Here is a 19,506-nt window from a genome sequence, read left to right as displayed (position 1 = left end):
ATGGCAGCAAGTGCCCCGTCCGACCGCTGGATCGACAATCGGCCGGCACGAATTCGCGGATCGGGTGACTCCTGCCGGCGAGTCGGCCGACCCGCCGTGGTGGGAGTGGACGACACCCGGGGGCGGGGGCACAGGACGTCACTCCCGTGCCCCCGCCCCCGGGTCGCCTGCCTGCCGCTTCCCGGTGGCGCAGCCGGCCGGCGGCCGGTCCGTTCAGCGGGCGGTGCGGCCGGCGGGCGGTGCGGGTCAGCGGGCGGTGCAGGTGGGTGTCAGCCCGGACCCGCTGCCGTTGCCCTGGAAGCCGAATTCCGCCACCTGGCCGGCAGCGAGCTGGCCGTTGTAGCTGACGTTGGTGAAGCGCACCGTGCCGGTGCTGCCGCTGGCGGTGGCGTTCCAGGTGTTGGTGACGCTCGCGCCACCGGGCAGGGTCGTGCTGACGGTCCAGCCGGTGGTGCCGGAGGAGCCGGCGGTGACCCGTACGGAGGCGGTGAAGCCACCGGTCCACTGGTTCACCGTGACGGTGGCGGAGCAGCCGCTACCGCCGGGCGGTGGCGTGGTCGGGGTCGCGGGGGGAGTGGTGGGGGTGGCCGGGGGAGTGGTCGGCGGCGGCGTGGTGGGCGGCGTCGTGCCGTCGAACTGGGTGAAGAAGCTCCACACCACCGGTCGGGTCCAGGACTTCTCGCCGGGCGCGTAGGGGTCGGCGGTGCCGTCCACGGCGTTGGGGGCGTGCCCGCCGTCGAACGGCGCCCAGGCGACCGGGTATCCGGCCCGGCAGCCCGAGTAGTAGGTGATGGTGTGCGTCAGGCTGCCCTGCGCCGGCTCCGGCGGGTTCTGCGGGGTGCAGCCGTTGTTGCGGACGAACCGGTCGCGCAGCGACCGCCCGGTCGCGATGGGGAGCACGTTGTCCCGCAGCCCGTGGATGCCGATGTACGCGATCGGCTGGGTGCCGCCGTTGCAGCCGCTGAGCTGGCCGCCGGAGTAGACGGCGACGGCGCGGAAGACGGTGGCGCGGGCGCAGGCGATGGCGTAGCTCATGCCGCCGCCGTAGCTGAAGCCCATGGCGAACCGCTGGGTGGTCTCGACGCACAGGGCGGACTCGATCTGGCGCATCATGTCGTCGACGAAGGTCAGGTCCCGGTCGCCGCTGTTGGCCCAGCCGTTGCCGATGCCCTGCGGTGCGACGAAGATCGCGCTGTTGTTCGACAGCGCCCGGATGCCGTAGTACGACCAGGGATAGCCGCTGGTGCCGCCCGAGTCGACGTCGTTGGCGGTGCCACCGTTCCAGTGGAAGCCGAAGATCAGCTTGTAGGGGTGGTTGCGGTCGTAGTTGTCGGGGATCCGCAGGATGTACGAGCGGTTCTGGCCGCCGCTGGAGATGGTGCGGTTGCCGCTGGTCAGCGTGGGTGCCTTGCCGCAGCCGGCGGTCGCCGCGAGCGGGGTGACGTCGCCCGCGTACGCGGGCGGGCTGGCTCCGGCGGTGATCGCGGCACCGCCCAGCGTGAGGGCGAGCGTCGCCGCTGCCGCGACGATGCCGGCCGCGAGTCGGTGTCTCGACATCAGGGGAACTCCTTCGATGTCAGCGTGGTGGTGGAGGGGGTGACTTGCCCGCCCGCCCGGCGCGGACGGCGGCGGTCGTGGGGTGACCCGGTCACGCCGGTGGTGGGTCACCGGATCGGGACAGGCGTTCACATTCATCGATGATTACGAACGTAATCCGTATGACGTATGATGTCAACGAGCGGGCGGTCGGCGGTGCGCCACGGAGGGGGTCCGAGGCGTGCCGGTCCGGAGCCCGGCCAGGCGGGCGCCGGGTGCGCGAGCGACGGGGCCGGCGACGCGGACCGGTCCGCGTCGCCGGCCCCGTCGTCGTGGGGCCCGTGCCGGCGTCAGCCGGGAGAGTGGTTCACCAGGTCAGCGGCAGGGTGTTGACGAACCGGGTGAGCGCGCCGGCGAGGAGCTGGTCGTCGCGGCGGGAGGGGTGCCAGTCGCAACCGAGCTTGTCCAGCCCCAGCGCGTTGTCGTCGTAGTAGAGCGAGCGGATCCGGGTGTCGCCCCGGCTGGTGCGGGTCTGCACGATCTGCTGGACGGAGCTGGCGAGCGCGGTGGTGGGGGACAGGTCGGGGTAGGTGAGCACGATGAAGGTGTCGGGGCCGTACCGGCTGCGCAGCTTGTCGATGAACGCCAGGTAGGCGGTCCGGTAGTCGGCAGCGAGCTGGTCGACGGTGGACCAGCGCTCACCGGGGTTGAGGGCGGTGGAGAAGTCGTTGATGCCCAGCCCGACCACGACCAGCTGCGGCTTCCAGGTGCCCGGGTTCTGCCACGTCGTGCTGTTCCACAGGGCCTGGAGGTCGGTCTCGTAGTAGGTGCGGAAGTTGTCCGTGCCGCCACCGTTGTAGTTGCGCACCATGCCGAGGCCGGACCAGGCGATGAGCTGGTAGTCGGCGTTCAGGCTCTGCGCGGTCAGCGCGCCGAAGGTGACGTCGGCGTTGGAGTTGCGGGTGACCCCGCCGTTGCTGTTGCAGTCCCGGGTGGTCGACATGTTGCCGTACCCGGCGGTCCAGGAGTCACCGATGAACTCGATCTGCCGGCTGCGCGGGGCGGGCCTGGCCAGGATCGCACCGCCGGAGGCGGCCACCAGGCCACCGAACTCGCCGGCGGCCCACGGGCTCTCGGTGCGCTTGGCCAGTCGTACGGTGTGCTCGGCGTTGGCGAGGTTGCGCACCCAGTAGGTGGTCCGACCCGGGGTGACCAGGGTGGCGACGGTCGCCCCGTCGATCTGCACGGCGTAGTCGTTCTGCGCGTCGTTGAGGACGATCCCGACCCCGGTGCCGCGGAACCGGCCCTCGAAGTAGACGCCGGGCCAGGTGTACTGCGCGCTGCTGCCGACCGCCTTGACCCGCCCGACCGTCGAGGTCTGGTCCAGCGCCCCGGAGGCCGGCGGCGCGGTGGTGGGCGGCACCGTCGTGGGCGGTGCGGTGGTCGGCGGTGCGGTGGTGGGCGGCGTCGTGGTGGGCGGCGTGGTCGTCGGCGGTGCGGTGGTGGGCGGCTCGGTCGGGCTGGTGGTACGCCCGGTGCACGGCACCCCGTTGAGGGCGAAGTCGACAGGCACCGGGTTCGCCGCGTTGTTCCATGAGGCACCGAAGCCGAACTGGGTGCTCGCCCCGGAGCCGAGGGTGCCGTTCCAGCCGGCATTGGTGACCGTGACCCGACCGGCGGACTGGGTCACCGTGCCGTTCCACAGCTGGTCGATCACCTGCCCTGCGGAAAACGACCAGGTCAGCCGCCAACCGGTGAGCGGATCGCCGAGGTTGGTGAGGTCGACGCTCGCGCCGAACCCGCCCGGCCACTGGTTCGTGACCGTGTAGGTGACCCGACAGCCGGCAGCTGCCTGGGCGGGTACGGTGCCGACGAGCGCGGCGGTGGCGGCGACGGTGGCGGTGGCGAACAGCGACACCGCCAACCGGAACCGGGAACGGGTGAGTCGCATCGGTGGTCCTCCCGCGAGGGTGGGCGGCGACAGCTGTCGGCCGCGGTGGTGGGGCGGCTGCACCGGATCGCCCGTACGGGCCCGGTGGCCGTGGAGGTGTCGAGGGGATGCGCCGGTCGACGGCGTGCCGCCGACGGCCCTGATCCGCCGTCGGTCGGCTCGCGTCTGTTGGTGTCGTGCGGTGTCGCTCGTCCGCAGCCAGCCCGGCTCCGCAGGGATTATCCCGCCCGGCTTTCACGTCCGTCAATCCAGGCGGCTGTCGCCCCCGGGCATCGGCCGGTGGCGTCCGGCCCTTACCCGGACCGGAAATTTAGCGAGATCCATCTATATTGACGTCGGGCGTCGGCGGCGGCAGGATCGCGGCACCACCCCCGTGATCCGCCCTGGAGGCGTCATGCCCCGTCCCCGTCTGCCGCTGCTGCGGGCCGCCACCCGGACGGTCGCGCTCGCCGCGGCCACCGCCGGTGTGCTGTCCGTCGCCGCCGCGCCCGCCACCGCCGCCGTCCCCACCGGCCGCTACGTCGCGCTCGGCGACTCGTACACGTCCGGTCCGCTGATCCCCACCCAGGTCGACCGGAACTGCCTGCGCTCCAACCGCAACTACCCGTCCCTGGTCGCCGCGTCCGCCGGCTCCTCGTCGTTCACGGACGTGAGCTGCTCCGGGGCCACCACGGACGACATCCGCTACGGCAGCGGCACGCTGCCCCCGCAGCTCACCGCGGTCACCCCGGACACCGCCCTGGTGACGGTGCAGATCGGCGGCAACGACATCGGCTTCTCCAGCATCATCGGCGACTGCGCGCAGGCGAGCTTCAGCAGCCCGCTCGGCTCGCCGTGCAAGAACCTCTACACCGCCGGTGGCACCGACCAGTTGCAGGCCCGGATCACCGCCACCGCGCCGAAGGTGACCGCCGTGCTCCAGGCGGTCCGCCAGGCGGCGCCCGGCGCGCGGATCGTGGTGCTCGGTTACCCGGCGATCGTGCCGGACTCCGGGTACGGCTGCTGGCCACTTGTCCCGATCGCCTACCAGGACGTGCCGTACCTGCGGGGGGTGGCCAAGTCGCTCAACGCGATGCTGGCCGGTGCCGCCGCCGCGAACGACGCCGTCTACGCCGACGTCTACACCCCGTCGATCGGACGCGACACCTGCAAGAGCAGCGGCACCCGGTGGGTGGAGGGGCTGCTGCCGGAGAACGCCGCCGCACCCTTCCACCCGAACGCCCGGGGCGAGCAGGGTATGGCCACCGCACTGCTGGCCACCTTGGACGACTGAACCGACCGCACCCTGCTCACGCCGGTGCCGCGCTGCGCCCGCCCGGCGGGGACCCCCCGGTCCTGAGCAGTCGGATCCCGGAGTAGGGGCCGACGTCATGACCGGGGGGTCCTGCCGTTGCGGGGGACGCCCGTCAGGCCACGGCGCATTCCTGGCCGTTGAGGGTGAACCCGGTCGGCTTGGCGTTGCCGCCGGACCAACTGGAGATGAAGCCGAAGTTGGCGCTGCCACCGGGGCTGATGGTGCCGTTCCAGCCCACGTTCGTGGCGGTGACCTGGGCCCCGCTCTGCGTGTAGGTGGCACCCCACGCCTGGTTGAGCTGCTGGCCGTTGGCGAACGACCAGCGCAGGCTCCAGCCGTCGACCGCCGTCGTGCCGGTGTTGCGGATGATCACCTCGGCCTGGAACCCGTCCGGCCACTGGCTGCTGATCGCGTACGTGACCTGGCAGGACGCGGTCGACGGCGGCGGGGTGGTCGGGGCCGGGGTGGTCGGAACCGGTGTGGTCGGGGCCGGAGTGGTGGGAGTGACGGTCGGGGTGGGGGTGCTGGTCGCGCCGCTGACCCGGTAGACGACCGTCCCGTGACCCGGCATGCTGGCCGAGATGGCCCCCGAGGTGGTGCTGGTCGTGTTGGTCCACGCGTCACGCAGGGTGAACGAGCCGCCCGACAGCCCGATCGCGGCAGCGGTGGTGCTGATCGTGGTGGCGGCCGTCCCCTGGTTGAACAGGGCGACGGCGACGTCGCCGTTGGCGAGCCGCTTGGCCAGCACCCGACGGGTGCCGTCGAAGGAGACCTGGCTGGCCTGGAGCGCGAGCGGGTCCTGGCTGATACCGATGAGGTTGGCGTTCTTCAGGATCGTCTGGGTCGCCGTGTTCATGTTGCGCAGGTCGTTCCCGGCGATCATCGGTGAGGCCAGGATGGCCCAGAGCGCGAAGTGGCTGCGCATCTCGGTGTCGGTCATGCCACCACGGCCGACCTCCATCATGTCCATGTCGTTGAACGCGCCGGGCTTGGCCCGCGCGGCGAGCGGCACGGTGACGTCGACGATGTTCTGGATGCCCATCGGGTAGCCGTTGGTCTGGCCGCTGTTCCAGGTGTTGGTGATGTCCTCGGTGGTGCGCCACATGTTCGACACGTCGCCCCAGTTGCGCTGCGGGCCGGTCTTGGCGTGGATGCTGTTCGAGTTGATACTCAGCACGATGGGTCGACCGGCCGCGGCCAGCCCGTCGCGCATCTTGGCGAAGGCCCGCACCTGGTCGTCGATGCTGCCGCTGGGCGAGCACCAGTCGTACTTGAGGTAGTCGACGCCCCAGTTGGCGAACTGCCGGGCGTCCTGCGCCTCGCGGCCCTGGGAGCCGGTGGCGCCGGGGTAGGAGTTGAAGTACTGGGCGCAGGTCTTGTCCAGTGGCGCCTGGTAGATGCCGAACTTCAGCCCCCGGGCGTGGATGTAGTCGCCGAGCGCCTTCATCCCGGAGGGGAACCGGGTCGGGTCACCCTGGAGGTTGCCCGCCGAGTCCCGGTTCGGGTTCATCCAGCAGTCGTCGACGACGACGTACTGGTAGCCGGCGTCCTTCATGCCGGAGCTGACCATCGCGTCGGTCATCTGCCGGATCAGCGCCTCGCTGATGTTGCAGCCGAAGGTGTTCCAGCTGTTCCACCCCATCGGTGGGGTGCGGGCCACCCCGTTGTCCAGGGCCAGCGCCGGGGAGGTCCGCAGCACCACCGCCGGGCCCGCCACCAGCAGCAGCCCGGCCGCCAGGGCGGTCAACAGGCGACGCCTGCGGGTAGATGGTCTCGTCATGTTCTTCCGTCCGTTCCACTCGGGGGATCGTGTGCCGGCAGGGGCGGGACGTGTCGTCGCCACCTCGGCCGGCCCGGGGCAGACCGAGGTGGCGACGACACGTCCGGTGCCGGTCAGCTCGTGGTGCAGGTGAGGTTCGTCGGCGCGTTGTTGGTGCCGTTCACCGCGCCGATGAAGCCGAACGTGGTGGAGGCACCGGCGGCCAGCGCCCCGTTGTAGTCGACGTTCTTCACGGTCACGTTCGCGCCGCTCTGGGTGTGCGACCCGCCCCAGATCTGGCTGACGGTCTGTCCGTTGGGGAACGTCCAGGACACCGTCCAGCCACGGATCGCGGTCGCGCCGGCGGTCACGGTGACCTCGGCCTGGAAGCCACCCGACCACGAGCCCGTCACCGCGTACGTCGCCCGTGCTCCCGAGGGTGCGGGCGAGCTGGTGGTCGGGACCGGCGTCGTCGGCGGCGGGGTCGTCGGCGGCGGGGTGGTCGGGACGGGGGTGGTCGGCGTGGGGGTCGGAGTCAGCGTCGGGGTCGGCGTCACGCCCGGCCGGGCCGCCCGGTAGGTGTGCCCGGCGCGGACGGTGAACTGGACGACGTCGGTCTCCGGGCGGGTGGTGGCCGGTGCGCTGCCGTCGGCGACGTCGACGAGGGTGAAGCTGCCGGTGAACAGCCGCGACCGCACCCGCAGCGTGCCGTCGCGGTCGGCGCGGATACCGATCTCGTCGGGCTGTCCGCTGCTCCACGCCACCCCGACGGTGTAGCCGCCGCGCCCCCGCAGGCCGGCGACCTGGCCGGTGGGCCAGGCGCTGGGCAGCGCGGGCAGCACGTTCAGCTCACCGGTGTGGCTGTGCAGCAGCATCTCGGCGATGCCGGAGGTGGCGCCGAAGTTGCCGTCGATCTGGAACGGCGGGTGCAGGTCGAACATGTTCGGGGCGAGCCGGTCGGTGCGCACCAGGTCCTTCAGCAGCTTGTGGGCGCGGGCGCCGTCCTCCAGCCGGGCCCAGAAATTGATCTTCCAGGCGAGGGACCAGCCGGTCCCGTCGTCGCCCCGCAGCTCCAGGGTCTTGCGGGCGGCCTCGTACAGGGACGGGGTGCCCCGCTTGGTGATCTGGTTGCTGGGGTGCAGGCCGTACAGGTGCGAGACGTGCCGGTGGTTCCGCTCGGTCTCCACCCAGTCGGCCAGCCACTCCTGCACGTTGCCCCGCGAACCCACCCGGTTCGGGGGCAGCCGGTCCTTGGCGGTGCGGACCTGCGACCGGAAGGTGGTGTCCACGCCGAGGGTCTCGCTGGCGCGGGCGGCGGCGTCGAAGAGGTCCCGCAGGATCTGGTTGTCCATCGTCGGCCCGGCGCAGACGCTGGCGTTCGAGTGGTGCGGCAGCTCCGGCGAATTCGACGGGTTCGTCACCAGGTAACCCAGCGTCGGGTGGGCGACCAGGGTGTCGAGGAAGAACTGCGCGGCGCCCTTGAGCGCCGGGTAGTTGGCCTGGAGGAAGCCCAGGTCACCGGTGAACAGGTAGTGGTCCCAGATCAGGGTGCCCAGCCACGCGCCACCGGTCTGCCACATGCCCCACAGCGCCCCGTCCACCACCGACGCGCCCCGCCAGGCGTCGGTGTTGTGGTGGGTGACCCAGCCACCCGCGCCGTACTGCGCCTGGGCGACCCGGGCACCGGTCACCGTCAGGTCCTTGACCATGTCGAAGACCGGCAGGAAACACTCGGCGAGGTTGGTGGTGTCGGCCGGCCAGTAGTTCATCGGCAGGTTCGCGTTGATCGTGTACTTCGAGTCCCAGGACGGCGTGAGCGAGTCGTTCCAGATGCCCTGCAGGTTCGCCGGCTGGGTGCCCGGCCGCGACGACGAGATGAGCAGGTACCGCCCGAACTGGAACAGCAGCGCGGCGAACTGCGGGTCATTGCTGCTCGCGTGCTGGGCGATCCGTACGTCGGTCGTCTGGTCGGCCGCGGCCGTCCGACCCAGGTTGATGCTCACCCGGTTGAACAGCGCCTGGTAGTCGGCGAGGTGCCGGCTGCGCAGCTGCTCGATGGCGACGCCCTTGGCGGCGTTGAGCCGGGTGCGGGCGATGCCCTGGTAGTCGCCGTTGACGGTGCGGTAGTTGACGTAGCTGGAGCCGATCGAGATCAGGATGGTCACGCTGGTGGCCCCGGACACCCGCAGGGTGCCCCCGGAGCTGCTGACCGTGCCACCGGTCGCGGCGGCGTTGGCCAGGGCCAGGAACCGCACCGAGCCGGTGACCCCCTCCTGGCTGCCGGAGATGCCGTCCAGCCCGATGGTGGCGGAATCCGGGCTCGACACGGTGGTGCGCTGCGGGCTGTCGAAGGTGGCGGAGAACGTGATCGCGTTGGCCCGGTCGGCGGTCAACCGCACCACGATCACCTGGTCGGCTGCGCTGGCGAACACCTCCCGCTGGTGCCGCACCCCGTTCAGCAGGTAGGTCGTGGTGACCGTGGCGGTGGTCAGGTCGAGGGTCCGGGCGTACTGGCTGACCCCGCTGGCCGAGCCGAAGGCCAGCCGCAGGTTGCCCACGGTCTGGTAGGCGAGCTGGCCGCCCGGGTTGCCCATCATGGTCTGGTTGATCAGGTCCTGCGCCGAGGTCCACTGGTCGGCGAAGACCCGCCGCCGGATCTCGGCCAGGTTGGCCGCCCCCCGGGTGTTGGCCGAGTCGTACGGGCCACCGGCCCAGACGGTGTCCTCGTTGAGCTGGAGCCGCTCGGTGTCGACGTTGCCGAACACCATCGCGCCGAGCCGTCCGTTGCCGATCGGCAGCGCGCGGAGCCAGTCGGTGCCGGCTCCCTCGTCGTACCACAGGGCCAGGTCGTTGGCGGCCAACACCTGGGGCGGTGCGACCGAGTCGGCGCGGGCGGTGGCGGTCCAGGCGACCGGGACCAGCGCGGCACCGGCCCCTGCCGCTCCCGCCTTGAGGACGTTCCTTCGGGTCACTTCAGACATGATCACTCCCAGCGGTGCGGATCAGGGACGGGTGCGGGTGGGGGGACGGGCGTCGCCGCCGGGCCGGGTGCTCAACCGTCACGCCCGGTCCGCCGTGGCCGGCGCATCGGTGCTGGCCGGAGGTCGTGCCATGGCATGACTCCTGTCGGTGCTGCGCAGTGGTGGTCCGACCGCAGGGCAGGGTGGGTTGGTCGTCGTCGTGGTCCCGGGACGGGGACACGGCCGATCGCCAACCGGCCCGAGTCGGTGTTTCGATCAGCCGGCAACGGGATACGCCGCTGTGAGCGTTAACAGGTGCGGCCCCTCGCACCCCGACGTCGACATCCGCGAATGCCGTGACGGCGCGTCGAGCTCCCGGCGGCGCACCATCTCGCCTTATATGGACTCTCGTGGATTCGCGGGGTCCCGTCAAGATATGACGGCCATGTTGCGCGAATGTTCCTGCCGGGTGCCGGCGGTCCGGCCGGCCTGCCGTGTCCCGTCCCGCCGGGTGGGGTGGACGCCCGGTGCCGTCGGGGGAGCTGCCGACTCGGGCCCGGAGTTCGGGGTTTCCTGCCAGCTCAGGGCGCTGTCCTGGCGGCGTGCCGGTGGGTGCGCCGCCGGGGGTGGGGGTGTGCCGGCAGCCGGGGACCTTGAACCCCGGGCGGGCCTTCCGTAGCATTCGGGTCGCGAAATGTTATCGCAAACATTTCCGGACCGTGGCAGCTTCGCGGGCCCACAGGCACCGTCCACTGTGGTGGAATTCCCTCAGGGAGGTGATGCCCGGTGTCCACCGGACCGTCCTACCGCAATCCGGTCGTCCCCGGTTTCCACCCCGACCCGAGTGTCTGTCGGGTGGGCGAGGACTACTACCTGGTCTGCTCCAGCTTCGAGTATTTCCCCGGCGTACCCCTGCTGCACAGCCGTGACCTGGTCAACTGGCGGCAGATCGGCAACATCCTGGACCGGCCGGGCCAGTGCGAACTGCCCCCGGACGCCGAGGCGTCCCGGGGCATCTTCGCGCCGACCCTGCGCCACCACGACGGGCGGTTCTGGCTGATCACCACCAACGTCAGCCTGGGGCGGCACCTCATCGTCACCGCGCCGCACCCCGACGGCCCCTGGTCCGACCCGGTCTATCTCGACCTGCCGCACGTCGACCCCTCGCTGGCCTGGGACGACGACGGCAACTGCTGGCTGACCACCTCCGGGGTGGACGCCTACCGGATCGACCCGGCGACGGGGGAGGTGCTGGAGGGCCCGATCGCGCTGTGGTCGGGCACCGGCGGCCAGTACCCCGAGGCACCGCACCTCTACCGGATCGACGGCTGGTGGTACCTGCTGCTCTCCGAGGGTGGCACGCACACCGGCCACGCCGTCTCCGTCGCCCGCTCGCGCACCCCGCGCGGCCCGTTCACCCCCGCGCCCACCAACCCGATCCTGACCCACCGCAGCAGCGACCGCCCGGTGCAGGCCACCGGGCACGCCGACCTGGTCCAGGCCGTCGACGGCAGCTGGTGGCTGGTCCTGCTGGGCATCCGGGCCAGGGGCCACTGGCCGCCCTACCACGTCCTCGGCCGCGAGACCTTCCTCGCCCCGGTGCGCTGGGTCGACGGCTGGCCGGTCGTCGACCCGGTCGAGGAGCTCACCGTCGCACCCGCCGGCAGCGCCCCGGCCGGTGCCGCCCCGCCCGACCCGGGCGACCACCACGACGACTTCGACGCGACCACCCTGGCACCGGAGTGGATCTCGCCCCGCCGCCGACCCGCCGACTCCTGGTCGCTGACCGCCCGGCCGGGCTGGCTCACCCTGCATGCCGAGGGCGCGACGCTCGACCTGGCCGGCGCGACGATCGTGGCGCTGCGGCAACGGCACCACGACTGCCGGGCCAGCGTCCGGGTGGACCCGGGCGACGGCACCGCCGGGCTCACCATCCGGATCGACGAGGCGCACCACTACGACCTGGAGGTAGGGGCCGGCACGGTCCGGGTCGTCGGCCGGGTCGGGCCGTTCCGGCAGGTGTTCGCCACCCACGCCGTGCCGCCGGGCCCGCTGGTGCTGACGATCGCCACCCGCACCGACGACCTCTTCCCGCCCACCGTGACGTCCGCCGCCGAACTGGCGGCCGGAACCGCACCCCGGGGGGTACGCGCCGCCGGCTGCGACATGGTCACCTTCGAGGTGGCCGGCCCGACCGGCCCGACCGTGCTGGCCGAACTGGACGGGCGCTACCTGTCCACCGAGGTCGCCGCCGGCTTCACCGGCCGGGTCATCGGCATGTACGTCACGCAGGGCAGTGCCGCGTTCGACTGGTTCGCGTACCGGCCGGTGGCGGAGCGCGCCGGTGCCGGGCCCGTGGGCGCTACCGGGCCGTCGATGGAGCCCGCACCGTAGACTTCGTCCCGTGATCGAGGAAGGTCGACGCCGTGGCTCGCGCAAGCCCCGGCGGGGCGACCTGCCCATCGCCACCATCGCCGAACTCGCCGGGGTGTCCCCGCCGACGGTGTCCAAGGTGCTCAACGGCCGCCGGGGGGTGGGCGAGCAGACCCGGCAGCGGGTGGAGGCGTTACTACGCGACCACGGCTACCGCCGCCGGCCGGCCGGTAGCGTGACACCCTGCATCGAGGTGGTCTTCCACCAGATGCTCTCCTCGATCGCCATGCCGATCCTGCGCGGGGTCCAGGAGGTCGCCGGCCCCCGCGACCACACGGTCGGCTTCACCGACGTGCACCACCGCCTGCGCGCCGGGCAGCCCTGGGTGGAGTCGCTGCTGCTGCGCCAACCGGCCGCCGTGATCACGGTGTTCTCGCTTCTCACAGCCGAGGACGGGGCGCGGTTCAGCGCCGCCGGCATTCCGTTGGTGGCGGTCGATCCGATCGGCGACCTGTTCCCCGTCCCCGCCGTCGGGTCGAGCAACTGGAGCGGGGCGCTGTCCGCCACCCGGCATCTCCTGGATCTCGGCCACCGGCGGATCGGGGTGCTCAACGGTCCGGTCGGGGACCTGTCGGCGCGGGCCCGCCGGGACGGTTTCCGCGCCGCGTTGGACTACGCGGGTGTCCCGTTCGACGAGCGCCTCGAACGCGGCGGGGTGTTCACCTTCGAGGAGGGCCGACGCCTCGCCGCCGAGCTGCTCGGCCGGCCGGAGCCGCCCACCGCCGTCGTCTGCGGCAACGACCTGCAGGCGTTGGGCGTCTATGCGGCGGCCCGGGAGGTCGGACTGCGGATTCCCGACGAGCTCAGCGTCGTGGGCTTCGACGACGTCGACGAGGCGGCCTGGCTGGCGCCGCCGCTGACCACGGTGCGGCAGCCGTTCGGGGAGATCGGGGCCACCGCCGCCCGGCTCGCGTTGACCCTGGCCGACGGCCACCCGCTCACCCAGGACCGCTATGAACTCGGCACCTCGCTCGTGGTGCGGGGCAGCACTGCCGTACCACGGTCCCGCTGACCCCGGGCGGGTCGCGGACCCGTGCGCCGTGCCGTCGGCAACAGGTGCCGTCGGTCCCGGCGGCGGTGGCCCCGCCGGTCCGCCCAGCTCCTGTGCTGCCGGCCCGCCCCAACGCCTGTGCTGCCGGGGGTCGCCCGGCGCCTGTGCTGCGGGGGTCGCCCAGCGCCCGTGCCGCTGGGGGTCGGCCGGTGCCCGTGCCGCCGAGGGTTGCCGGTTCGCCCGATTCGTCCGCCGGTGTCACCCGGTGGGGGGACGTGGGTCGACGCGCCACAGCTAAACTTGATTTGTTCCAGAACAGCGGGCTAGGGTCGTGCCATGACGGCCGACCTCGAGGCACAGTTGCGGGCGGCGTCGCTGCGCGTGACCCGGCCCCGACTGGCCGTGCTCGCCGCGCTGCGCGACCACCCGCACGTCGACACCGACACGGTGATCGCGCTGGTCCGGGCCGACCTGCCCACGGTCTCCCACCAGGCGGTCTACGACGTGCTGCGGGCGCTCACCGACGCCGGCCTGGTGCGCCGCATCCAGCCGGGGCGGTCCACCGCGCGCTACGAGGCGCGGGTGGGGGACAACCACCACCACGTCGTCTGCCGCTCCTGCGGCGTGATCGCCGACGTCGACTGCGCCGTCGGTCACGTTCCCTGTCTCACCGCCTCCGACGATCACGGTTTCGTGGTCGACGAGGCGGAGGTCGTCTACTGGGGCACCTGCCCCGACTGCGCGGCCGACCGCACCTCCCAGTGATCCACCAGTTCGGAAGGAAGCACATGAGCGACACCCAGGACAACGCTCCCGCCAGCGCGCAGGGCGTGGACCAGAAGGCGGCGGCCGGTTGCCCGGTCGCGCACGACTCGGTGACCGCGCAGGGCAGCGAGAGCGAGAACCCGGCGATCGACTCGCCGACGCCGAAGACCGGTGGGCGTCCGCGTACCAACCGGGACTGGTGGCCCAACCAGCTCGACCTCTCGGTCCTGCACGCCCACTCGGCCAAGGGCAACCCGCTGGGGGAGGACTTCAGCTACGCCAAGGAGTTCGCCAAGCTCGACGTCGAGGCGCTCAAGCGGGACATCACCGAGGTGCTCACCACCTCGCAGGACTGGTGGCCGGCCGACTTCGGCCACTACGGCGGCCTGATGATCCGGATGAGCTGGCACGCCGCCGGCACCTACCGCATCGAGGACGGGCGCGGTGGCGCGGGTGACGGCGGGCAGCGGTTCGCGCCGCTGAACAGCTGGCCGGACAACGCCAACCTGGACAAGGCCCGCCGGCTGCTCTGGCCGGTCAAGCAGAAGTACGGCCAGCAGATCTCCTGGGCCGACCTGCTCGTGCTCGCCGGCAACGTGGCCCTGGAGTCGATGGGCTTCACGACCTTCGGCTTCGGCTTCGGCCGGCAGGACGTCTGGGAGCCCGAGGAGATCTTCTGGGGTCCGGAGGACACCTGGCTCGGCGACGAGCGCTACTCCTCCGAGAGTGAGATGTCGGCCGGCGTCGGGGCGACCGAGATGGGCCTCATCTACGTCAACCCGGAGGGCCCCCGGGGCAACGCCGACCCGCTCGCGGCGGCGCACTTCATCCGGGAGACCTTCCGCCGGATGGCGATGAACGACGAGGAGACCGTCGCCCTCATCGCCGGCGGCCACACCTTCGGCAAGACCCACGGCGCCGGCATCGCCGACGACCACGTCGGCCCCGAGCCCGAGGGCGCCCCGCTGGAGGCGCAGGGCCTGGGCTGGCTGAGCACCCACGGCAGCGGCAAGGGCGGCGACACCATCACCAGCGGGCTGGAGGTCACCTGGACCGACCGGCCGACGCAGTGGAGCAACCGCTTCTTCGAGATCCTCTTCGGCTACGAGTGGGAGCTGACCACCAGCCCCGGTGGGGCCAAGCAGTGGGTCGCCAAGGACGCCGAGGCGATCATCCCGGACGCCCACGACCCGGCCAAGAAGCACAAGCCGACGATGCTCACCACCGACCTGTCGCTGCGCGTCGACCCGGCGTACGAGAAGGTCTCGCGGCGTTTCCTGGAGCACCCCGACGAGTTCGCCCTGGCGTTCGCCAAGGCATGGTACAAGCTGCTGCACCGCGACATGGGCCCGGTCAGCCGCTTCCTCGGCCCCTGGGTCGCCGAGCCGCAGCTCTGGCAGGACCCGGTGCCGGCCGTCGACCACGAGCTGGTGTCCGACGCCGACGTCGCCGCCCTCAAGGCGAAGGTGCTCGACTCCGGCCTGAGCACCGCGCAGCTGGTCAGCACCGCCTGGGCCTCCGCCGCGAGCTTCCGGCACACCGACAAGCGCGGTGGCGCGAACGGCGCGCGGATCCGCCTCGAACCGCAGCGCAGCTGGGAGGTCAACCAGCCCGAGCAGCTTGCGACGGTGCTGGGCACGCTGGAGGGGATCCAGCGCGAGTTCAACGACGCCGGTGGCGCGAAGATCTCGCTGGCCGACCTGATCGTGCTGGCCGGCTCGGCGGCCGTCGAGCAGGCCGCCCGCGCGGCGGGTGTCGAGGTGACCGTGCCGTTCCGGGCCGGCCGCACCGACGCCAGCCAGGAGGAGACCGACGTCGAGTCGTTCGCCGTCCTGGAGCCGCGCGCCGACGGGTTCCGCAACTACCTGCGTCCGGGTGAGAAGACCCAGCCGGAGGTGCTGCTCGTCGATCGGGCGTACATGCTCAACCTGACCGCACCGGAGATGACCGTCCTCGTCGGCGGCCTGCGGGCCCTCGGTAACAACGTGGGTGGTACGGCGCACGGCGTGCTCACCGACCGGCCGGGCGTGCTCAGCAACGACTTCTTCGCCAACCTGCTCTCCCCGGGCACCCGGTGGAAGGCGTCGGAGTCCGACGAGCACGTCTACGAGATCCGGGACCTGGCCACCGACGAGGTTAAGTGGACCGCCACCGCGGTCGACCTCGTCTTCGGCTCCAACTCCCAGCTGCGCGCCCTCGCCGAGGTCTACGCCAGCCAGGACGCGGGCGCCAAGTTCGTGACCGATTTCGTGGCGGCCTGGACGAAGGTCATGGAGCTGGACCGGTTCGACCTGTCCTGATCCGACCCTGCTGCGCGGGCCCCGGCCGATGGCCGGGGCCCGCCCTGTTTCCGGGCGGAGGAGGGGTGAACCCCGCTTCCTATTGGACAAAACTTCCATAAGCCTCCGGTAGTGTCGTCCGTGCATCTCCTGGCGGCCCTGGTCGGCCCGTTGTTGCCCGTGGGTGGTGTCGCACCGCCCGGCGCGGCACCCGTTCCGCGTGTGCGGGCGATGGCGCTGGTGGTCGGTCTGGACATCACCGTGCCCCCGCGGCCAGCCTCGGCGCGGGTCTGCCCGGGGCCACCCTCAGTCGCTCGATGGGGCATCGTCACCGTGAACGACACCCGGACGACCAACCCGAACGCCGGGCCGACGGCTGCCGCCGCGACCAGCAGGGACCATTCCGGGCTGGTGCTCGCCGGCGGGCTCGTCGCGTCGGCGGTGGTCCTGCTCCTGTTCACCGGGTTCGCCTTCCGCCGTCGGGGTCGTGCCCGGCATGCGCTGCCCGCCTGACCCGGCGCTGCGGAAAAACAAATTTGCGTGGCACGTAATATTGCGTGTCACGCAAATTTGGCTATGCTGGATGGGTGAGCGGGCTACGGGAGCGTAAGAAGGCCGAGACGCGGGCGGCGTTGAGCTGGGCGGCCATCCGGCTGACCGTCGCCCGGGGCTTCGACAACGTGCTGGTGGAGGACATCGCCCAGGCCGTGGGCGTGTCCCCGCGTACGTTCAACAACTACTTCTCCAGCAAGGCCGAGGCGATCGCCTTCCGGCACCTCGACCGCAGCCGGCAGGTCGCCGAGGCGCTGCGCCGGCGGCCGCCCGACGAACCCCTGTGGACAGCGCTGATCGCGGCGACGCTGACCAGGTTCGCCCCCGGACCCGAGGTCACCCGGTCGCCGCCGGGCCCACACGCCGAATGGGTCGAAGGGCTCGCGGTGATGCTGGCCGAGCCGGTGTTGCAGGCGGAGATGCTGCGTGCGGGCGCGACCGCCGAGGCCGACCTGGCCGCCGCCATCGCCGAACGCACCGGCACCGATGCCGACCACGACCTCTATCCCCACCTGGTAGCGGCCAGTGTGAACGCCGCCGTGAACGCCGCGATCCGGCACTACCTGCGCGCCGATCCGCCCGTGCCGATGGAGCGCCTGCTCCCCGACGCGCTGACCCAGCTCGCCGCCGGCCTGCCGCCGCCCCCCACCCGCTGACCCGGCTCGCCGCCGGCCTGCCGCCGCCCACCCCGCTGACCCGACCCGTCGCCCGCCCGTCGCCCCGCCGGCCGTTCGCGCCGATCCGCGCAGGCGCGACCCGGCGCGTCCACCCGCACCCCGTCGGGGTGCCCGGTCCTGCCCGTGATCCGCCGTGCCCCGGCGGCGGATCCACCATGCCCTCGAAAGGATCCCGCCATGATCGACGTCCTCATCGTCGGCGCCGGCCCCAACGGTCTCCTGCTCGCCGCCGAACTGGCCCTGGCCGGCGTCCGGCCCGTCGTCTGCGAACGGCTGTCCGCCCCCACCACCGAACAGCGTGCCAACGGGCTGGTCGGTCAGGTGGTCCGGCTGCTCGACCGGCGCAGCCTGCACCACCGCCTCGTCGACGACCCGGGCCCGCCGCAGCCGTCACCCGGGTTCGTCTTCGGGGCGCTCCCGCTGGACCTGCGGGCGGTGCCGGACAACCCGCTGTACCTGCTCCAGACCCCCCAGAAGCACCTGGAACGGGTACTCGCCGAGCGGGTCGCCGAACTGGGCGTGCAGGTCCGACGGGGACACGAGGTGACCGGCCTGACCCCGGGCGCGGACGACGTACACGTCGCCTTCGCCGACGGCACCAACCTGCGCTGCCGCTACCTGGTCGGCGCGGACGGTGGGCACAGCGTCGTACGCCGGCTGGCCGGGATCGGCTTCCCCGGTGTGTCCACCGACCGCACCGTCTCCCGTACCGCACAGGTCAGCCTGCCTCCGGAGCTGATTGACGCGGCGACCGGCGACCTCGTGGTCCCCGGCTACGGCACCGTCGCGCCGTTCCGGCACACCCGCACCCCGCACGGGCTGATCGTGTGGGCGCCCTTCGCCGGGCGTCCGGTCACCCTCAGCACGATCGAGTGGCCCGGGTCGACGCGGTTCGACGGGCCACTGACCCTCGCCGAGCTGCGGGCCAGCGTCACCCGGGTGCTCGGGGCCGACGTGCCCGTCGGTCCGCCGGCCGGCCCCGGCCCGCACCTGCTGCGTCGGCTGGTGGGCGGCAACACCCGGATCGCCGAGCGGTACCGCGCCGGGCGGGTGCTGCTGCTCGGCGACGCCGCCCACGTGCACGCGGCGATTGGCGGGCCGGGGCTCAACCTCGGCCTGCAGGACGCGGTGAACCTGGGCTGGAAGCTGGCCGCCCAGGTGCACGGCCGGGCCCCGGCCGGGCTGCTGGACTCCTACGACGCGGAACGCCGCCCGGTGGCGCACCGGGTCACCATGTCCACCCAGGCCCAGTCGGCGCTGATCGCCCCCGGCAGCGAGGTCACCGCGCTGCGGGTGCTCCTCGGCGAACTGCTAGATCGGCCGGAGAACGCGGCCCACGTCGCCGCCCTGCTGGCCGGCGCGGACATCCGCTACCCGATGGGTGACGCCGACGGGCCGCTGGTCGGACGTTTCGCACCCGACCTGGTGTGGCACACCGGCGCCGGTCCGGTCCGGCTGGCCGAGCTGACCCGGACCGCCCGCCCGCTGCTGCTCGACCCCACCGGCGTCCACGCCGGGGTGGCCGGCCCGTGGCGGGATCGGGTCGACGTGGTCACCGGACGGTTCACGCCGGACGGCGCGGCGGCCGACGCCCCTGGCGGTGCCATGCCGACCGCGCTGCTGCTGCGCCCGGACTGCCACGTGGCCTGGCAGTCCCCGACGGACGGGCCGGACGCCGACGGGTTGACCGCCGCGCTCGCCCGCTGGTTCGGCCCGCCGAACGCCGACCGGGGTCGACGTACGAAGGGTTCGGCCGGCCCGGCGGGGGAGGGTGCCGGGCCGGCCGATGCGGAGCGCCGGGTCAGTCCCGCTGGATGACCATGCCGGCGGCGACGGTGCGGTTGGTGGTCTCGTCGATGATGACGAAACCGCCTGTGGTGCGGTTGCGGTGGTAGTCGTCGGCCAGCAACGGCACGGTGGTGCGCAGCTTGATCCGCCCGATCTCGTTGAGCGCGAGCGACGTGCTGCTCTCGTCCCGGTGCAGGGTGTTGATGTCGAGCCGGTAGTGCAGCTCGCGGACGATGGCGCGCGCCGTCCGGGTGGTGTGCTTGACGACGTACCGGCCGCCGACCTCCAACGGGCGGGTCTCGTCCATCCAGCAGACCATCGCCTCGATGTCCTGCGAGACGGTCGGCGTGTTGTTCGGCCGGCAGATCATGTCGCCCCGGGACACGTCGATCTCGTCGTCGAGGCGGACGGTGACCGACATCGGCGGGAACGCCTCGTCGACCGGGCCGTCGGCGGTGTCGATCGAGGCGATCCGGCTGGTGAAGCCGGACGGCAGCACCATCACCTCGTCGCCGGGCTTG

General features: G+C 72.3%; 13 protein-coding genes. 8 read left to right on the top strand and 5 right to left on the bottom strand.

Features of this window, described 5'->3' with window-relative positions:
- Positions 1–246: 246 nt before the first annotated feature.
- Together JQN83_RS31755 and JQN83_RS31750 are read right to left on the bottom strand one after the other, a co-directional pair.
- Positions 247–1,557, bottom strand: a complete 1,311-nt coding sequence (locus JQN83_RS31755) for a CE1 family esterase (RefSeq protein ID WP_208570838.1) — start codon at positions 1,555–1,557, stop codon at positions 247–249.
- A gap of 346 nt (positions 1,558–1,903) precedes the next feature.
- Positions 1,904–3,487, bottom strand: coding sequence for a cellulose binding domain-containing protein (locus JQN83_RS31750; RefSeq protein WP_208570837.1), 1,584 nt, complete (start codon positions 3,485–3,487; stop codon positions 1,904–1,906).
- Between the two features lie 394 nt (positions 3,488–3,881).
- On the opposite strand from JQN83_RS31750, the gene JQN83_RS31745 reads away from it, so the two are divergent.
- Complete coding sequence (locus JQN83_RS31745) at positions 3,882–4,760, top strand: SGNH/GDSL hydrolase family protein (protein ID WP_208570836.1); 879 nt, start codon at positions 3,882–3,884, stop codon at positions 4,758–4,760.
- Positions 4,761–4,893: 133 nt separating this feature from the next.
- Here the strand turns inward: JQN83_RS31745 and JQN83_RS31740 are convergent, their stop codons facing one another.
- Both JQN83_RS31740 and JQN83_RS31735 read right to left on the bottom strand, forming a co-directional pair.
- Positions 4,894–6,561 carry a cellulose binding domain-containing protein gene (locus JQN83_RS31740; RefSeq protein ID WP_244253618.1) on the bottom strand — a complete coding sequence of 556 codons (1,668 nt, stop codon included), beginning with the start codon at positions 6,559–6,561 and terminating at the stop codon, positions 4,894–4,896.
- A 113-nt stretch (positions 6,562–6,674) separates the two neighbouring features.
- Positions 6,675–9,521, bottom strand: coding sequence for a glycosyl hydrolase family 95 catalytic domain-containing protein (locus tag JQN83_RS31735; RefSeq protein WP_208570835.1), 2,847 nt, complete (start codon positions 9,519–9,521; stop codon positions 6,675–6,677).
- A gap of 765 nt (positions 9,522–10,286) precedes the next feature.
- On the opposite strand from JQN83_RS31735, the gene JQN83_RS33985 reads away from it, so the two are divergent.
- The 7 genes from JQN83_RS33985 to JQN83_RS31700 all read left to right on the top strand — a co-directional run bounded on the left by JQN83_RS33985 (position 10,287) and on the right by JQN83_RS31700 (position 19,015).
- Entirely contained in the window at positions 10,287–11,894 is a 1,608-nt protein-coding gene (locus tag JQN83_RS33985; RefSeq protein ID WP_208570834.1) for a glycoside hydrolase family 43 protein, read from the top strand.
- A 10-nt stretch (positions 11,895–11,904) separates the two neighbouring features.
- Complete coding sequence (locus tag JQN83_RS31725) at positions 11,905–12,945, top strand: LacI family DNA-binding transcriptional regulator (RefSeq protein ID WP_208570833.1); 1,041 nt, start codon at positions 11,905–11,907, stop codon at positions 12,943–12,945.
- A gap of 315 nt (positions 12,946–13,260) precedes the next feature.
- Complete coding sequence (locus JQN83_RS31720) at positions 13,261–13,689, top strand: Fur family transcriptional regulator (protein ID WP_208570832.1); 429 nt, start codon at positions 13,261–13,263, stop codon at positions 13,687–13,689.
- A gap of 23 nt (positions 13,690–13,712) precedes the next feature.
- Positions 13,713–15,989, top strand: a complete 2,277-nt coding sequence (gene katG / locus JQN83_RS31715; protein ID WP_208570831.1) for a catalase/peroxidase HPI — start codon at positions 13,713–13,715, stop codon at positions 15,987–15,989.
- Between the two features lie 312 nt (positions 15,990–16,301).
- Entirely contained in the window at positions 16,302–16,481 is a 180-nt protein-coding gene (locus JQN83_RS31710) for a hypothetical protein (RefSeq protein WP_208570830.1), read from the top strand.
- Between the two features lie 74 nt (positions 16,482–16,555).
- The gene (locus tag JQN83_RS31705; protein ID WP_208570829.1) at positions 16,556–17,176 is read left to right on the top strand and encodes an acyl-CoA-like ligand-binding transcription factor; all 621 of its coding nucleotides are present in this window, start codon (positions 16,556–16,558) and stop codon (positions 17,174–17,176) included.
- A gap of 198 nt (positions 17,177–17,374) precedes the next feature.
- Positions 17,375–19,015: an FAD-dependent monooxygenase gene (locus tag JQN83_RS31700; RefSeq protein ID WP_208570828.1), complete on the top strand. Its 1,641-nt coding sequence runs from the start codon at positions 17,375–17,377 to the stop codon at positions 19,013–19,015.
- Here JQN83_RS31700 and JQN83_RS31695 read toward each other — a convergent pair.
- Positions 18,999–19,506, bottom strand: a 508-nt coding sequence (locus tag JQN83_RS31695) for an elongation factor 1-alpha C-terminal domain-related protein (RefSeq protein ID WP_443674029.1), incomplete at its 5' end; no start/stop codon positions are given. The two genes, JQN83_RS31700 and JQN83_RS31695, sit on opposite strands and share 17 nt — an antisense overlap.

This window comes from Micromonospora antibiotica, assembly GCF_017599305.1.
Lineage (GTDB): Bacteria > Actinomycetota > Actinomycetes > Mycobacteriales > Micromonosporaceae > Micromonospora > Micromonospora antibiotica.
This window is presented reverse-complemented; position numbering and strand designations above follow the sequence as displayed.